The 16,427-nt window shown below is 65.1% G+C and carries 12 protein-coding genes and 1 pseudogene; 11 read left to right on the plus strand and 2 right to left on the minus strand.

Going from position 1 to position 16,427, the window contains the following annotated elements:
- The first annotated feature begins 30 nt into the window (after nucleotides 1-30).
- The 3 genes from P9236_RS04600 to P9236_RS04610 are packed head-to-tail and all read left to right on the plus strand — an operon-like array spanning nucleotide 31 to nucleotide 3,879.
- Nucleotides 31-984 (plus strand): ABC transporter permease, encoded by a 954-nt coding sequence (locus P9236_RS04600; protein ID WP_278073545.1) that lies wholly within the window; start codon nucleotides 31-33, stop codon nucleotides 982-984.
- Complete coding sequence (locus P9236_RS04605) at nucleotides 981-1,865, plus strand: ABC transporter permease (RefSeq protein ID WP_278073408.1); 885 nt, start codon at nucleotides 981-983, stop codon at nucleotides 1,863-1,865. Before P9236_RS04600 ends, P9236_RS04605 begins: the two co-directional genes overlap by 4 nt.
- Nucleotides 1,858-3,879: an ABC transporter ATP-binding protein gene (locus P9236_RS04610; RefSeq protein ID WP_278073409.1), complete on the plus strand. Its 2,022-nt coding sequence runs from the start codon at nucleotides 1,858-1,860 to the stop codon at nucleotides 3,877-3,879. Before P9236_RS04605 ends, P9236_RS04610 begins: the two co-directional genes overlap by 8 nt.
- 6 nt (nucleotides 3,880-3,885) lie before the next feature.
- Here the strand turns inward: P9236_RS04610 and P9236_RS04615 are convergent.
- A pseudogene (locus P9236_RS04615) lies at nucleotides 3,886-4,795 on the minus strand (LysR family transcriptional regulator).
- A 126-nt stretch (nucleotides 4,796-4,921) separates the two neighbouring features.
- Between P9236_RS04615 and P9236_RS04620 the strand changes: the two are divergent.
- The 4 genes from P9236_RS04620 to P9236_RS04635 all read left to right on the plus strand — a co-directional run bounded on the left by P9236_RS04620 (nucleotide 4,922) and on the right by P9236_RS04635 (nucleotide 10,677).
- The gene (locus P9236_RS04620) at nucleotides 4,922-6,577 is read left to right on the plus strand and encodes an ABC transporter substrate-binding protein (RefSeq protein ID WP_278073410.1); all 1,656 of its coding nucleotides are present in this window, start codon (nucleotides 4,922-4,924) and stop codon (nucleotides 6,575-6,577) included.
- A gap of 2 nt (nucleotides 6,578-6,579) precedes the next feature.
- A complete protein-coding gene (locus P9236_RS04625; protein ID WP_278073411.1) occupies nucleotides 6,580-7,470 on the plus strand; it encodes a DUF427 domain-containing protein in 891 nt (296 codons plus the stop codon).
- 327 nt (nucleotides 7,471-7,797) lie between these two features.
- A complete protein-coding gene (locus tag P9236_RS04630; protein ID WP_278073412.1) occupies nucleotides 7,798-9,120 on the plus strand; it encodes a homoserine dehydrogenase in 1,323 nt (440 codons plus the stop codon).
- A gap of 63 nt (nucleotides 9,121-9,183) precedes the next feature.
- On the plus strand, nucleotides 9,184-10,677 hold the full coding sequence (locus P9236_RS04635; RefSeq protein WP_278073413.1) for an FGGY family carbohydrate kinase: 1,494 nt from the start codon (nucleotides 9,184-9,186) through the stop codon (nucleotides 10,675-10,677).
- 65 nt (nucleotides 10,678-10,742) lie between these two features.
- Here P9236_RS04635 and P9236_RS04640 read toward each other — a convergent pair whose 3' ends face one another.
- Nucleotides 10,743-11,705 carry a sugar-binding transcriptional regulator gene (locus tag P9236_RS04640; protein ID WP_278073414.1) on the minus strand — a complete coding sequence of 321 codons (963 nt, stop codon included), beginning with the start codon at nucleotides 11,703-11,705 and terminating at the stop codon, nucleotides 10,743-10,745.
- A 307-nt stretch (nucleotides 11,706-12,012) separates the two neighbouring features.
- Here P9236_RS04640 and P9236_RS04645 point away from each other — a divergent pair, with 307 nt between their 5' ends.
- The 4 genes from P9236_RS04645 (at nucleotide 12,013) to P9236_RS04660 (ending at nucleotide 16,425) form a co-directional block, all read left to right on the plus strand.
- Nucleotides 12,013-12,930, plus strand: a complete 918-nt coding sequence (locus tag P9236_RS04645; RefSeq protein ID WP_278073546.1) for an ABC transporter permease — start codon at nucleotides 12,013-12,015, stop codon at nucleotides 12,928-12,930.
- A gap of 113 nt (nucleotides 12,931-13,043) precedes the next feature.
- Complete coding sequence (locus tag P9236_RS04650) at nucleotides 13,044-13,982, plus strand: sugar ABC transporter substrate-binding protein (RefSeq protein ID WP_278073415.1); 939 nt, start codon at nucleotides 13,044-13,046, stop codon at nucleotides 13,980-13,982.
- A 33-nt stretch (nucleotides 13,983-14,015) separates the two neighbouring features.
- A complete protein-coding gene (locus tag P9236_RS04655) occupies nucleotides 14,016-15,524 on the plus strand; it encodes a sugar ABC transporter ATP-binding protein (RefSeq protein WP_278073416.1) in 1,509 nt (502 codons plus the stop codon).
- Nucleotides 15,525-15,657: 133 nt separating this feature from the next.
- Nucleotides 15,658-16,425, plus strand: coding sequence for an SDR family oxidoreductase (locus P9236_RS04660; protein ID WP_278073417.1), 768 nt, complete (start codon nucleotides 15,658-15,660; stop codon nucleotides 16,423-16,425).
- Nucleotides 16,426-16,427: the final 2 nt, after the last annotated feature.

Raw genomic sequence — 16,427 nt, forward strand, 5'->3', positions numbered from 1 at the left:
GGAGAGCCGGCTCCAATAGGAGTATTCGCCATCCTCGCTTTCCTCGTCCGGCGCCTCGCTCTGTCGCTTGTCACGCTGTTCCTGCTCAGCGTCATGGTGTTCCTCGGCGGCCAGGTGCTGCCCGGCAATGTCGGGCGTGCCATCCTTGGACCGTTCGCCGATCAGCGCGCCGTCGACGCGCTCAACCATTCGCTCGGCGTCGACCGGCCGCTGCTCGTCCAGTACGGAAGCTGGATCTGGAATTTCCTGCATGGCGACATGGGCACGTCCTACATTTTCCGCGCGCCGGTGGCGCCTTTCGTCATCGGCGCGCTCGGCAATTCGCTGAAGCTGGCGCTCGTCGCCTTCGTGCTGGTGGTGCCGATCGGCATCCTCGGCGGCGTCATCGCGGCGCTCAACCTCAACCGGCCGCTCGACCGCATCATCAGCCTAGGCGGCCTGTCGGTGACGGTGCTGCCCGAATTCGTCACCGGCATCATCCTGATCCTGATCTTCGGCGTATGGCTGCGCTGGCTGCCGATCGCCGCGGCCTGGCCGAAAGGCGCCGGCTTCTTCATCCAGCTCTATTATCTCATCCTGCCGTCGCTGCCGCTGTTTCTGGTGCTGTTCGGCTATATCGCCCGCATGGCGCGGTCGGGCATGATCGAGGCGCTCGATTCCGACTATACGCGCACTGCCGTGCTCAAGGGCCTGCCGTGGCGCACGGTGATCTGGCGGCATGTGCTGCGCAACGCGCTGTTGCCGACCATCACCGTCATCGCCACGCAGACCGGCTACCTGATCGGAGGGCTGGTCGTCATCGAGACGCTGTTCCGCTACCAGGGCATCGGCTCGCTGATCTTCACCGCCGCGCGCGGCAAGGATTTTCCGATGCTCGAGGCCGGCATCCTCACCATCGGCATCGTCTACGCGGTGGCGACCCTGGTCGCCGACTTCCTCTATTCCGTGCTCAATCCGCGCATCCGGCTGGGAGCAGAGCAATGAGCGCGACGGACACTCCCGCGAATGTGCCCGCACCCGACGCCGCTTCGCGGCGCGGCCCCTGGGGCGAGGTGCTGCATTCGCTGTTGCGGTCCGGCACCTTCCTGACCGGGCTCGGTATCGTCCTGTTCTGGATCGTCTGCGCACTGTTCGGCGAGCACTTCGTGCCTTACGACCCGCTCGCCGACGACATCATCAACGCGCTTTCGCCGCCCTCGGCCGAGCACTGGTTCGGCACCGACCAGATCGGCCGCGACGTCTTCTCGCGCGTCATCGTCGGCTCGCGCGATATCCTGACGGTCGCGCCTTTGGCCACGTTGCTCGCGACCGTCGCCGGCACCGCGCTCGGCCTGCTGATCGGCTATTTCCGCGGCATCGTCGACGACATCGTCAGCCGCGTGCTGGAAGCCTTCATGGCGATCCCTGTGGTGATCATCGCGCTGCTCGCCATCGTCGCGCTCGGCACCTCGAAGATCACCGTCATCATCGTCATCGGCCTGAGCTTCGCGCCGATCATCGCCCGCACGGTGCGCTCGGCGGTGCTCGCCGAACGCGAGCTCGACTATGTCGCGGCGGCAAAGCTGCGCCACGAAGGCGCGCTGCACACAATGTTCGTGGAGATCCTGCCCAATGTCATCCCGCCGATCCTGGTCGAGACGACGGTGCGGCTCGGCTATGCGATCTTCGCCGTCGCCACGCTGTCCTTCATGGGCTTCGGCATCCAGCCGCCCTCGCCCGACTGGGGGCTCTCGATCTCCAGCAACTACGGCATGATCGGCGGCGGCTTCTGGTGGACGGTGCTGTTCGATGCGCTGGCGATCGCCTCGCTGGTTATCGGCGTCAACCTGGTGGCCGACGGTGTCCATGGAGCGTTCAATGACTGACACGAACGCGCTCGAGCTCAACGATCTCTCGGTCGCCTATCGCGTCGGCGGCCGCAACCGGGCGGTGCTGCGCAATGTCAGCTTCAAGATCGGCCGCGGCGAAGCCTACGGACTGGTCGGCGAATCCGGCTGCGGCAAGTCCACCGCGGCGCTGTCGGTGGTGCGCTACCTGCCGCGCAACGGCTCGATCACCGGCGGCTCGATCGCGCTCGACGGCAAGGACGTGATGAAGCTCGACGCCGATGCGCTCAGGCGCGCCCGCGCGGAGAGCGTGTCGATGGTCTACCAGGATCCCGGCAAGGCGCTGAACCCGTCGCTGCGCATCGGACGGCAACTGACCGAGATTTTCGAGCTTGCCGGCATCTCGGGACAGGCGGCGAACGACAAGGCGATCGCGATGCTGAACCTTGTGCGCATCTCCGATCCGGTGAGCGTCATGCAGCGCTATCCGCATCAGTTGTCCGGCGGCATGCAGCAGCGCGTGGCGATCGCCATGGCCTTGGCCAACGACCCATCGATGCTGATCCTCGACGAGCCGACGACCGGCCTCGACGCAACCGTCGAAGCCGAAGTGCTCGACCTGATCGCTCAACTGAGAAGGGAGCTGTCGGCATCGATCCTGTTCATCAGCCACAACCTCGCCGTCGTCTCCAACATGTGCGACCGCGTCGGCGTGCTCTATGCCGGCATGCTCGTCGAGGAAGGCGCGACCAAGGACGTGTTCAACGACCCGCGCCATCCTTACACAGTCGCCTTGCTGCGCTGCCTGCCACGCGGAGGCCAGCGCAAGGATCAGGGCCGGCTCGACACCATCCCCGGCTTCCTGCCCGGCATCGGCGCCAATATCGTCGGCTGCGCCTTCGCCGACCGCTGCGCGCTGGCGACGGAGCGCTGCCGCAGCGAGCCGCCGCCGCTTTACGATCTGGGTGAAGGCCGGCTGTCGCGCTGCCACTATCACGACAAGGCGCAGGCGCTGCCGCGCGCCACGCCCGCCGAGCTTCCTGCCGTGGCGCCGAAGCAGGCGCCACCCGTGCTGCGGGTCGAAGGGCTGAACAAGACCTATGCCAGCCACGGCCGTGCGCTGAGAGCGGTGAAGGACGTCTCTGTCAGCCTGAGGCCCGGCGAGACGCTCGGCCTGGTCGGCGAATCCGGCAGCGGCAAGACGACCTTCGCGAGGCTTTTGCTCGGCCTCGTCTCGCCGGACGACGGCGGCAGCATCGAGCTCGAAGGCAGAGAGTTGGCGCCACGGCTTGCAAGCCGCTCGGAAGATCAGGTCAAGGCGGTGCAGATCGTCTTCCAGAACCCGGACTCGGCGCTCAACCGTTCGCATTCGATCCGGCACATCCTCAGCCGCGCCTTGAAGCGGCTTGGCGGGCTCACCGGCAAGACGCTGGACACGCGGCTCGAAGAGCTTGTCCGCTCGGTGCGCCTCACCGACCGCCATCTCGCGGTCAAGCCGCGGCAGCTTTCGGGCGGGCTGAAGCAGCGCGTGGCGATCGCGCGCGCCTTCGCCGGCGATCCGCGCATCGTCGTCTGCGACGAGCCGACCTCGGCACTCGACGTGTCGGTGCAGGCGGCGATCCTCAACCTGCTCGCCGACCTGCAGTCGAAGCAGGATGTCAGCTACATCTTCATCTCGCACGACCTCGGCGTGGTGCGTTATCTGTCCGACAAGATCGCCGTGCTCTATCTCGGCCGCATCATGGAGTTCGGACCGTCGGAAGCGGTCTTTTCCGGCCCGCATCACCCCTATACCGAGGCGCTGCTGTCGGCCGTGCCTAAACTCGACCGGACGGAGAGCTCGCGCATCCGCCTCGACGGCGAAATCCCGAGCGCGGCCAACCCGCCGACAGGCTGTGTCTTCCACACGCGCTGCCCGCGCAAGATCGGCGCGATCTGCGAGACGCAGGAGCCGGAACTCATCGAGGCCGAGCCTGGGCACACGATCCGCTGCCACATTCCTTTTGCGGAATTGGCACGGCTGCAGAAGCCGAAGGCCGTGGAGCCGGCGTGATCGCGATCAAAATGCCGCCCCACCCGCCATGCTGAAGGCGCGGTCGCTCTCCGCGAAAGCCTGATCGCCGGACAGGTTCCTGGCGAGCGTGCGCAGGCCGGCCAGGGCTATATCGAGGGCATCCGAAGATGCCGGGTTCTCGGGGTAGGCAAGGTAGATGGGCCGCTGGAACACCGGCGTGTCCTCGACGCGCCGCAACTCGCCGCGCTCGATGTGAGCGCTGACGGCGCTCAGCGGCAGATAGGCGGGCCGCCCGTTGCGACAGCACATGCTGCAGGCCGATGAACACCAGCCCGGCGGAGATCGCGGGCTTCACCATGGCGGCGAAGGCGCGGTCGTGCTCGACGCGGAATTCCAGCCCCCAGTCCATCAGGATGTAATTCTGTGTCCACGGCCCGGCCTGCGCCGTATGCTGGACGAGCACCACCTGATCGACGGCCAATGTCTCATAGACGATGCCGGGATGAGGCTTGGGCAGATAGAGAATGCAGATGTCGAGCAGGCCCTCGGCCATCTGGTCGATCGCGAGATCCGGAAAGCTGCCTTCCAGCCTGAGCGCCACGTTCGGCCGCTTCGCCCGCATCCAGTCGATCCAGGGCGAGGTGATGCTGTCCCAGAGATAGGCAGGCGCGGTGAGCCTCAGCAGCGTCTCGTACCCATCAGGAACCGCGATGTCCTGGCGCGACTGCTCCCAGGTCCGGGTGATCGTCGAGGCATGCGGCAAAAACTGCCGGCCGGCGGGCGTCAGCGTGACGCCGTCGCTGTCACGGACGAACAGCTTGCGTCCCAATTGTTCTTCGAGCCCGCGAATGCGCGCGCTGACGGTGGACTGGGCAAGGTTCAGCCGGTGGGCGGCGACGGTGAAACTGCCGTGCTCGGCGACCTCAAGGAAACTGCGCAGATTCTCGGTATCCATGGCATTCGCTTTCGGCTCGGTGGCAATCGAAGATACCGATGGCCTTCATCAAAAAATATCGCTTTTCGGTCGCGATCAACAATGAACTAGATGACAAAGCCCCCACGCCAGCCAAGGAATGCAACCATGCCGAAGCATTTCAGGACGATCGACGCCGCTCGCAGACATCTCAGCGCAATCGAAAATTCCGCTATCGACGAATTGCTCGCCGGCAGGATCGGGCGTCGCGAATTCCTGCGCCATGGCAGCGTGCTCGGCCTGTCGCTGCCCTTGCTCGGCGGCATCGCCTCGGCGGTCGGACTTGGCGCTCCTGAAGCGCGTGCCGAAGGCAAGCCGGGCGGCACGGTGCGTGCAGGCGTCGCCTTGCCCGGCGGCGCCATCAATCCGGTGACCTTCTATGACAGCGGCAGCTACCAGCTTGTCTTCCAGACGGCCGAATTCCTGTGCGTGACGCAGCCGGACCTCACGTTGAAACCGGTGCTGGCGGAAAGCTGGTCGCCTAATGCCGACGGCAGCGTCTGGACCTTCAAGCTGCGCAAGGGCGTGAAATTCCACAATGGCGAGGACTTCAAGGCCGACGACGTCGTGGCGACCTTCGACCGGCTCGCCGATCCGAACGGCGCATCCAACGCGCTGTCGGTATTCAAGGGCCTGCTGTCGAAAGGCGGCACGCGCAAGGTCGACGACCACACCGTCGAGTTCCATCTCGATGCGCCGAACGGCAGCTTCCCCTATTCGGTGTCGATCGACAATTACAATGCCGTCATCCTGCCGGCGAGCTACAAGGGCGACTACGAGAAGACTTTCGAGGGCACCGGCCCTTTCCGGCTCGAAAGCTATACGCCGAAAGTCGGCGCGAGCTTCGTGCGCAACCCTGACTATTGGGGCGAGAAGGCGCTGCCCGACCGACTCGAGTTCAAGTTCTACGCCGACGTGCAGCCGCGCATCCTGGCGCTGCAGGCGGGCGAGGTCGACGTGCTCGACGCCATCCCGCTCGACGTCAGCCAGGTGGTGCTCGGCAATCCGGACATCACCGTGCTGCGCGTCGCCTCGACCGCGCATCGCCAGCTCCATATGCGCTGCGACATGGCCCCCTTCACCGACAAGCGGGTGCGCCAGGCGCTGGCCTTGTGCATCGACCGCTCCAAGCTGGTCGACGGGCTCTGCCGCGGCATGGCGGCCACCGGCAACGACAGCCCGTTCGCGCCGGCCTTCCCCGCTACCGACAAGTCGGTGGCGCAGCGCACGCAGGACATCGCCAAGGCCAAGCAGCTGATGGAAGCAGCAGGCATCGCGAATGGCTTCGACATGACGCTGACGACGCTGCGCTATTCCGACGTTCCCGGATACGCGCAGCTCTTCCAGAACTTCGCCAAGGAGATCGGCGCACGCATCTCGCTCAACATCGAGGACCAGGACAAATATTACGGCAAGGCGGTGTTCGGCCAGTCGGATTGGCTGGATACCCCGCTCGGCATCACCGACTACGCGCATCGCAGCGTGCCGAATGTGTTCCTGAAAAGCCCGCTGGTCAGCGACGGCCCCTGGAACGCGGCGCATTTCAAGAACACCGCCTATGACGGGCTGGTCACCGGCTATCTCAAGGCGCTCGATCTCGATTCCCAGCGCAAGGCCGCGTCCGATATCCAAAAGCTGCTGCTCGACGAGACGCCGGTGATCTTTAGCTATTTCCCGGACCTCTTGGTGCCGGTGCGCAAGAATGTCAGCGGCCTGCCGCCGATCGCCGCCGGTCTGCTGCTCGACCGGATATCGATAGGCTGATCATGATCGCGCGCAAGAACTTGGCCGCGAACGACGAGGAAAGGACGACGACCATTCGCAAGTCTCATTTGCGCGGCCGCGGGCCGCATTTCCCGCTGCTCGACAGTATCGTGCAATATGAGTTCGAACCGGGCTATGTCGCCTTCACCATGCCCTCGCCCAAGCGGCTGCGCGTGCAGGTCGGGCCGATGATCGTCGCCGACACCACCAAGGCACTCGTGTTCTACGAGAGCGACCATCTGCCGGTCTACTACTTCCCGATGAGCGACGTGCGCGAGGAGTTCCTGCTGCCGAGCAGGACGACGACGGAGGACCCGTTCAAAGGCACCGCGACGCATTATTCGCTGAACACCGGCATCACGCTGGTCGAGGATGGCGCCTGGCGTTATCTCGATCCGGTCAAAGGCTGCCCGCCGATTGCGGACTACATATCCTTCTACTGGCCGAAGATGACGCATTGGTGGGAGGAGGACGAAGAGATCTTCGTTCATGCCCGCGATCCGTTCCGGCGCGTCGACTGCCTGCCCTCCTCGCGGCGCGTGCAGGTGATCCTCGACGGCGAGCAGGTCGCCGATTCACGGCGCGGCGTGTTCCTGTTCGAGACCGGCCATCCGGTGCGCCACTATCTGCCGATCTCGGACACACGGCTCGATATGTTCACGCCCAGCCGCTACATCTCGCGCTGTCCCTATAAGGGCATCTCCAACTACTACCATGTGACGACGCCCAAGAAGCGGCACGAGAACCTCGTCTGGTATTATCCCGAGCCGGTGCACGAGGCCGAGCGCATCAAGGGGCTGGTGTGTTTTCATCACGAGCTGGTCGACAAGATTCTCATCGACGGGGTGGAGATACCTAAGGAAGCGACGGCGGCGTCCGACGGGTATTTTTGAGCTCCAACTCGCGGCATTGGCCAACGAAGCGGTACGGTGAGAAATAGCAGCCGTCGCATTCCTTCGTGCCCCCCTCTGTCCTGCCGGACATCTCCCCCACAAGGAGGGAGATTGGCTGTTTCGGCGCCCCACTCACTTTTCAACGTTGAAAATTAGCGGGGATCGCAATGACGGCCGATCTCCCCCTTGGGGCACTGTCCCGCCGACATCGGAATGATTTCTCCCGGGTAGGACTCAAATGCCGGTTGAAATATTTTTCAAATAGAAATAGGAATGTTCAAACGATGATCGCGGCGCGGCGACGCGCCAATGAGTGGAGGAAGCGACATGTCCCATCCGCAATTCGCAGCGGAACTCCTGCAGCGCGCTGAGCAACAAGGGCCGATCACGATCGGTCTCGCCGGCGCCGGGCAGATGGGAACGGACATCGTCGTTCAGGTAGCACTCATGCCGGGCATGCGCATCGGCGCCATTTCAGAAGTCCGGCCGCAGGCGGCGATCGACGCCGCGCTTCTCGCCGGCCATGACCGTTCCGACATCGTGCAGGCAAGCAACGCGGCTGCCATCGACCGCGCCATCGAGGCCGGCAAGATCGCCGTCACCGAGGACCTGCATGCGCTCGCCGCCGCCGGCCGCGTCGACGTCATCATCGACGCCACCGGCAATCCCAATATCGGCACGCTGTTCGCGCTCGAAGTGATGAAGAACGGCAAGCATATCGTCATGCTCAATGTCGAGGCCGACATCACAATAGGCCGCTTCCTGAAGGAAGAGGCGCGCAGGGCCGGCGTGGTTTATACGGGTGCTGCCGGCGACGAGCCGGCTTGCACGCTGGAGATCATCGGCTTTGCCAAGAGCCTCGGCTTCAATATCGTTGCCGCCGGCAAGGGCAAGAACAATCCGCTGAACATCGACGCGGTGCCGGCCGACTACGAAAAGGAAGCGGCCGAGCGCAACATGAATGCGCGCATGCTGGTCGAGTTCGTCGACGGCTCCAAGACGGCGATCGAGATGGTGGCCATCGCCAACGCCACCGGCCTGGTGCCCGACGTGCCGGGCATGCATGGCCCGACGGCGACGCTGGAGGAACTGGCCAGCGTGCTCTGCCCGCGCGAGGACGGCGGCGTGCTGCACCGCAAGGGCGTGGTCGACTATTCGATCGGCAAGGGTGTCGCGCCCGGCGTGTTCTGCATCATCGAGACGAAGCACCCTCGCGTGCTGGAGCGCATGATCGACCTCAAGGTCGGCAAAGGCCCCTATTTCACGATCTTCCGCCCCTATCACCTCACCAGCCTGGAAGTGCCGCTTTCGGCAGCGCGCGCCGTGGTCTACAAGCGCGCCGACATGGAGCCTCTCGACCATCCGGTGGCCGAAGCGGTGGCGGTCGCCAAGACCAATCTCGGCACCGGGCAGTCGCTCGGCATGATCGGCGAGAACGACTATCGCGGTTTCGCCATGACCTGGGAGGACGCGCGCGCCAAGGGCGTGTTGCCGATCGGGCTTGCAGAACGCGCCAAGGTGGTGAAGCCGGTCAAGGCGGGCGACTTCCTGACCTATGAAAATTGTGTACCCGACGATTCGATGGTGATAACCCAGATCCGCCGTCGTCTCGACCAGTCGGACGGGCGGTTCGTAACCAACGCGGCCTAGAGCGCCTCGCTGAAAACCGCGGCACATTTTGCGCAACATGTATTAGCCTCGGAATCCCGCCTGATGGACGATGTCGTAATCGGGATCGACGCCTCGACGACGGCCGTGAAGGCCATCGCCTTCTCGCGGGATGGTACTGAACTGTTCCAGGCGCGCGAGACCTATCCGCTGTCCAATCCGGCGCCCGGCCATTTCGAGCAGGACGCCGAGCACTGGTGGACGGCTCTGCTGTCGGCGCTGAAGCAGGTCGCCGCCAAGGTCGGCGCGGCGCGCGTCAAGGCGATCGCGATCGCTCACCAGCGCGAGACCTTCACGCTGATCGACAGCGCCGGCAAGCCGCTTATCCCCGCCATATTGTGGCTCGACGAACGCGCCCGTCGCCAAGTGGCGCGGCTTTCGGAGGAGCTCGGCCGCGAGGCGATCCGCGACTGGAGCGGCAAGCCGCCGGACCCGACGCCGGCGCTCTATGCCCTTGCCTGGCTGATGGAACACAAGCCGCAGGCGCTCACCAATGCGGCAGCTCTTGTCGACGTACACGCCTTCTTCGTCCACCGGCTGACCGGGCGCCTCGTCACCAGCACGGCAAGCGCCGATCCGCTCGGCCTGCTCGACATCGCGCACGGCGCCTGGCATCCGCGGCTGGTCGAAGCGGCAGGCCTGCGTGCGGAGCAATTGCCGGAACTGACGGCGCCAGGCGCGGTCTGCGGCACGCTTTCCGCAAGCATAGCATCGACGACCGGTCTGGAGGCCGGCACGCCGGTCGTGGCGGGTGCTGGCGACGGCCAGGCGATGGGCCTCGGCATGGGGGTCTACGGTCCCGGCAAAAGCTATCTCTCGCTCGGTTCCGGCGTCGTCAGCGGAAACTATTCCGGCACGGTGACGACATCGGACGCGTTCCGCACGCTGGTTTCGCCGACCGGCTCGGGCTTCATGCTGGAAACGGTGCTGCGCTCCGGCATGCAGTTGGTCGACTGGATCGTGCGCACCACCGGCTCGCCTTCGGCGGCCGTGCTCGAAAAGGCGGCGATGACTGTTGCCCCCGGCAGCGACGGCCTGCTCGTCATGCCCTATTGGGCCGGCGTCATGAGCCCGTATTGGGACGGTGCCGCACGCGGCGCGATCGTCGGCCTGTCGCTCGACCACGAGCCGAAGCACCTCTTCCGCGCGGTGCTGGAAGGCATCGCGCTGGAACAGGCCATCGCCACCGACGCGATGGAAGAGCAGACCGGCAAGGCCAGCGCGATGGTCGCGGCCGGCGGCGGCACCAATTCCACGCTCTTGATGCAGATCATGGCGAGCGTGCTCGAGCGGCCGCTCTTCGTCTCGCCGGTCAACGAGGCGGCGGCGCTGGGTGCCGCCATGCTGGCGGCCTCGGCCATCGGCTGGTTCGCTTCGCCGGAGGACGCGGCAAAGGCGATGGCGGCACAGCCAACGAAGCAGGTCGATCCCATCGAAGCGCTGGTGCCGATCTATCGCGCCCGCAAGGCAATCTACCGCGACCTCTATCACGCCATACGCGACATTCACGCCCGGCTCGGCGAGGTCGCGGAAGGATAAAGAGGTTCACCGCTTCACGGAAACGGCCATCTCTTTGTTTGGAGCAATTCCGGACGGAAATTGCTCTAACGGCTGAGCAGCCCCTTGGCCGCGTCCTCATCGGTGATCAGCACCGAGACCTTCGCATTGGCGAGCGCGGCGCGCATGACGGCGATCTTCTCCTGTCCGCCCGACACCAGGATGGTGGTCGGAATGTCGGAAAGGTCCTGCAGCGGATAGGCGCAGACGCGGCGATTGACCTCATGGTCGACGATGCGGCCCTCGGCGTCAATGAAATGGCAGAGGATGTCGCCAACCGCGCCAGCCGCCTGCAATTCCTCGAGCTCGCTCGGCTTGATGAAGCCGTAATTGGCGATCGGGCTGCCGCTGGAGAAGGAACCGACGCTGAGCACGGCGATGTTGGCGCGCCGCGCCCGGAAGACGACGTCCTGGACGCTGCGCTGGCTCATGAAGGCATCGCGCTGCTCCGGCCTGTCGGCATAGACCGGCACCGGCAAAAGGTAGCATTCGGCGCCGATCTTTTCGGCGAATTCCCAGGCGCTCTCGGTCGGGTTGAGCGGCTGCGCGTGGGTGAGGCCGCCGAGCATCGAGACCACCGTGGTCCTGGCGATCGGTCTCCTGGGAAGTTCGTTGATGGCGAATTTCAGGGTGCGGCCCCAGCCCAGCGCAATGACGTCACCGGGATTGACGTTGTCGGCCAGATAGGCGGCGGCGGCGTGGCCGATCATCAGTGGCGCATTGCTGCGATCGGCGGCCGACGGCACGACCACGGCCTGGCTGAGACCGAAGCGCTGCTTCAGGCTTTCCTCCAGTTGCACACATTCGACGACGCTGTCGCGGATGCGGAACTGGACCACGCCCTCCTCACGCGCGGCCGACAGGATGCGATGCACCTTGATGCGTCCGATGCCGAGAATCTCCGAGATCCGCTCCTGCGTCAGGCCCTCGACATAATAGTGCCAGGCGGCGCGGGCCTTGAGCTCGGCATCCGGAAAGCGCGAAGCCTTCTCGTTCTCGATCACCGCCATCCTTATGCCTCCCGGGTGCGCTGGACTTCCCTATGACAAACCGTCGGTCCGCGCAAACCGCCGCCGAATGCGTCGCGGCACTTGACAATTTTCTGATGAATGTTTTAGCTGAACAAAATTGCATATCAAAGATAAATTGTTCACAAGGGAGGATGCCTGGTGAACAAGAGCGGACGGCGAGGCACGCCAGCCCGCTGACGGAGGAGACGAAGTGGCCGTGAGCAACGAGACGAGCGAGTTGAAGGCCGGCACCGGCGCCGCGCAGGCCGCGTCGGGTGCAAAGCTTTCGGCGCTGTTTGCCGGAACGATGGGACCGCTGATCGGGCTGGTGCTTTTGTGCCTGGCGCTGGCGTTGACCACCGACACCTTCCTCACCTTTCGCAACATCTTGAACGTGCTCGACCAGGTGACCGTGCTCGGCATCATGGCGATCGGCATGACGCTGGTGATCCTGATTGGCGGCATCGACCTTTCGGTCGGCTCGGTGCTGGCGCTGGCCTCCATGGTGATGGGCTATGTCGCCTACCCCGACTATCTCAATCTCGGCGTCCCGTTAGGCATCGCGGCCGCGCTCGTCATCGCTGCCCTCTGCGGCCTCGTCTCTGGCCTGCTGGTGACGGTGACGAAACTGCCGCCCTTCATCGCGACGCTCGCCATGATGTCGGTGGCGCGCGGCCTTGCCAACATGATCACCGACGGTTCGCAGATCGTCGGCTTTCCCGATTGGTTCACCAACCTGTCGATCGTGCGCCATTTCGGTTTCCTGTCGATCACCGTCGGGCTGATGATCGTGCTGGCGATCGTCTTCGCCATCTTCCTCAACTATCGCGCCACCGGCCGCAACCTCTACGCCATCGGCGGCAGCGCCGAGGTCGCCCGCCTCTCCGGCATCCCGGTGAAGTCGCTGACCAACTGGGTCTATGCGATCTGCGGACTGCTGGCGGGGCTGGCCGGCATCGTGCTCGCGGCCAGGCTCGATTCGGTGCAGCCAAGCTCGGGCGTCGGCTACGAGCTCGACACGATCGCCGCGGTGGTGATCGGCGGCGCCAGCCTGTCGGGCGGCATCGGCTCGATCGGCGGCACGGCGATCGGCGTGCTGATCATCGGCGTGCTCCGCAACGGGCTCAACCTGCTCGGCGTCTCGCCCTTCATCCAGCAGGTGGTGATCGGTGTTGTGATCGCGCTGGCGGTCGCCACCGATACCTGGCGGCGCCGCAGGCAATAGGGATTCGCCCGAATGTCCGGGCGAAACGGATCGGTCGATCCGAGACTGGGACTGTCCGGCCGGGGGCGCCGCGATGCGCAGGCGGACAGATTGAACACCAACGGAGGAAAAACATGCTGACCAAACGTTCACTGCTGCTTGCGGCCGCGGCCATCGTCCCGCTGCTCGGCCTGTCCGACGCCGCCTCGGCCAAGGACGCCAAGAAGCTCGGGCTGGCCGTCGCCAATCTGCAGGCAGACTTCTTCAACCAGATCAAGCAGTCGGTCGAAGCCTACGCCAAGGAGAAGGGCATCGAGGTCATCACCGTCGACGCCAAGGGCGACTCGGCAACGCAGGTCAGCCAGGTGCAGGACCTCGTCACGCAGAACATCGATGCGCTGATCTACATCCCGGCCGGCGCCACCGCAGCCACCGTGCCGACCAAGACCGCGAAGGCCGCCGGCATCCCGGTGGTCAATGTCGACCGCAACGCCGACGGCGCGCCCGGCGACACCTTCATCGCCACCGACAGCGTCAATTCCGCCAAGGGCGTGTGCGACTACATCGCCAAGCAGGCCGGCGGCAAGGGCGAGATGGTCATCATCCATGGCCAGAAGGGCACGACGCCGGAAGTCGACCGCTCAAAGGGCTGCGGCGAAGCGCTGAAGGCCAATCCGGACATCAAGGTGGTCGGCGAGCTCTGGAGCGACCAGTGGCATCAGGACGAAGGCTTCAAGCTGGCGCAGGACCTGCTGCAGGCCCACCCGAACGTCTCGATCATCTTCGGCCAGGCCGATGCGTTGGCGTTGGGCGCCGCGCAGGCGGTCAAGGTCGCCAATCCAGACCACAAGGTCTGGATCGCCGGCTTCGACGGCGACGTGGCAGCATTGAAGGCGCTGAAGGATGGCGTGTTCGACGTAACCGCGACGCAGCAGACGCAGGGCATGGGCCGGCTCGCCGTCGATTCGGCGGTCAAGCTCGTGGCCGGCGACAAGTTGCCCGCCGACCAGCTGCAGGACGCGACGCTGACCACCAAGGACAATGTCGCGCAGTTCATCGAGAAGCATCCCTGAGAGCTGGCTAGCCGAAACCTGAAGAGCGCCACGATGTCCCTTGATCCCCACAATGGCGAAAGCCCGCATAACGGGCTCTTCGTCAACGGACTCTGCAAGAGCTACGGACCGGTGCAGGTCCTGGCCGATGCGAGCTTCGAGGTGCGGCCGGGCGAAGTCGTGGCGCTGCTCGGCGAGAACGGCGCCGGCAAGTCAACGGTGTCCAACATCATCGCCGGCTCGACCAAGCCCGATGCCGGTACCATCATCTGGCGGGGGAAGCCCTATTCCCCCGCCAATCCCGCCGCGGCCATCGAGGCCGGGGTCGGCATGATCCATCAGGAACTGAAGCTGCTGCCGGACCTGTCGGTGGCGGAGAACGTCTATGTCGGGCGCCTGCCGATGCGCGGCGGCCGCATCGACCGCGCGACCATGAACGCCAAGGCCTCGACGCAGTTGAAGCGCCTCGGCCTCGACGTCTCGCCCGAGCGCAAGGTGCGCACGCTGCGCGTCGCCGCCCAGCAGCAGGTCGAGATCGCCAAGGCGCTGACGCTGAATGCCGAGCTTTTGATCCTCGACGAGCCGACAGCGGCGCTCGGCGGCGAGGAAACGGAACTGCTGTTCAAGCAGATCCGCAAGCTCAAGGCGGAAGGCATGTCCTTCATCTATATCAGCCACCGCCTCGACGAGATCGCGCAGATCGCCGACCGCGTGGTGGTGATGCGCGACGGCCGCATCGTCGCCCGGCACGAGCGCGCCGATATCCCGGTGCGCACCGTGGTGGAACAGATGGTCGGGCGCAGCGTCGAGCGCATGTTCCCGAAGCTCTCGCCGCCCGGCGCCAAGACATTGCTTGAGGTCGAGAACCTGTCGTCGCCGGAGCGCAGCTTCAACAACGTTTCCTTCGCGGTGAAATCAGGCGAGATTCTCGGCATTGCCGGGCTCATCGGCGCCGGCCGCACGGAGCTGGTGCGGGCGATCGCCGGCGCCGATCCGATCTTGTCCGGCTCGGTGCGCATCGCCGGCCAGCCGATCCATCTCAGCGGCCCGGCGGCCGCGATCAAGGCCGGCGTCGTACTGGTGCCGGAAGACCGCAAGGCGCAAGGCGTCGTGCTGGAACAGACGATCGGCGAGAACCTCGCGATCGGCAATTTCGACCATGTCGCGCCGAAGGGCTGGGTATTTCCGAAGGCGGTGCAGAGGTTCGCCGAGGCCGGTATCTCCAGGCTTGGCGTCAAGGGACGGCCGAACCAGGCAGTCGGCAAGCTTTCGGGTGGCAACCAGCAGAAGGTGATCATCGCCAAATGGGTGTCGCGGCCGCCCAAGGTGTTCATCCTCGACGAGCCGACGCGCGGCATCGACGTCGGCGCGCGCGCGGCGATCTACGACGTCATCGCCGATCTCGCCCGCTCGGGCATGGCGGTGGTGGTGGTGAGCTCGGACCTCGAGGAAGTGCTGGGGCTCTCGCACCGCGTGCTTGTGCTGAGCCGCGGCCGCCAGCGCGGCATCCTCGATCGCGAGGAAGCAAGCAATGTCGCCGTCATGGAGCTCGCCACGAGCTGAGGCACGAGAAAAAGCAACCCGCGGAATCGGAACAAAGCGCAGCAGGTGATACCCTCCCAAGCACCGGACCGCGCGGGGCGCCAACAAAGAGTTGGCGCCCTTTGTTCCGGGAGAGCAGGGAGGAGAGGAACCAATGACCAAACTTTTCGATCTTCATGGCGACGTGGCGCTGGTGACCGGCGCCGGCAGCGGCATCGGCCAAGCGATCGCCATCGGGCTCGCGGAAGCCGGCGCCGACGTCGCCTGTTTCGGCCACAGCTCGAAGGGCGGACTGGAAGAGACGGCCGACAAGATCAGGGCGCTCGGCCGCAAGGCGCTGGTGCTGACCGGCACGGTGACGTCCGAAAGCGACCTGTCGGCCGCGATCGACCGCACGGAAAAGGAACTCGGCGCGCTGACGATCGCCGTCAACAATGCCGGCGTCGCGGGGGCCGACCCTGCCGAGACGCTGCCGATGGAAAAATGGCAGAAGATCTATGACGTCAATGTCAGCGGCGTCTTTCTCTCGTGCCAGGCCGAGGCGCGCGTCATGCTGCCGCGCCGCAAGGGCTCGATCATCAACATCGCCTCGATGTCCGGCTCGATCATCAACCGCGGCCTGACGCAGGCGCATTACAATTCCTCCAAGGCGGCCGTGATCCACATGTCGAAGAGCCTCGCCATGGAGTGGGCCGATCGCGGTCTGCGCGTCAACGTGGTGAGTCCGGGCTACACGCTGACGCCGATGAACAAGCGGCCGGAGGTCGCCGAGCAGGTCAAGATCTTCGAGCGCGACACGCCGATGGGCCGCATGGCGACGCCCGAGGAGATGATCGGACCGACGGTGTTCCTAGCGAGCCGCGCCGCAAGTTTCGTCACCGGCATCGACCTGATCGTCGATGGCGGCTTCGTCTGTTGGTAGGA

This window comes from Mesorhizobium sp. WSM4884 (assembly GCF_029625675.1).
Taxonomy (GTDB): Bacteria; Pseudomonadota; Alphaproteobacteria; order Rhizobiales; family Rhizobiaceae; genus Mesorhizobium.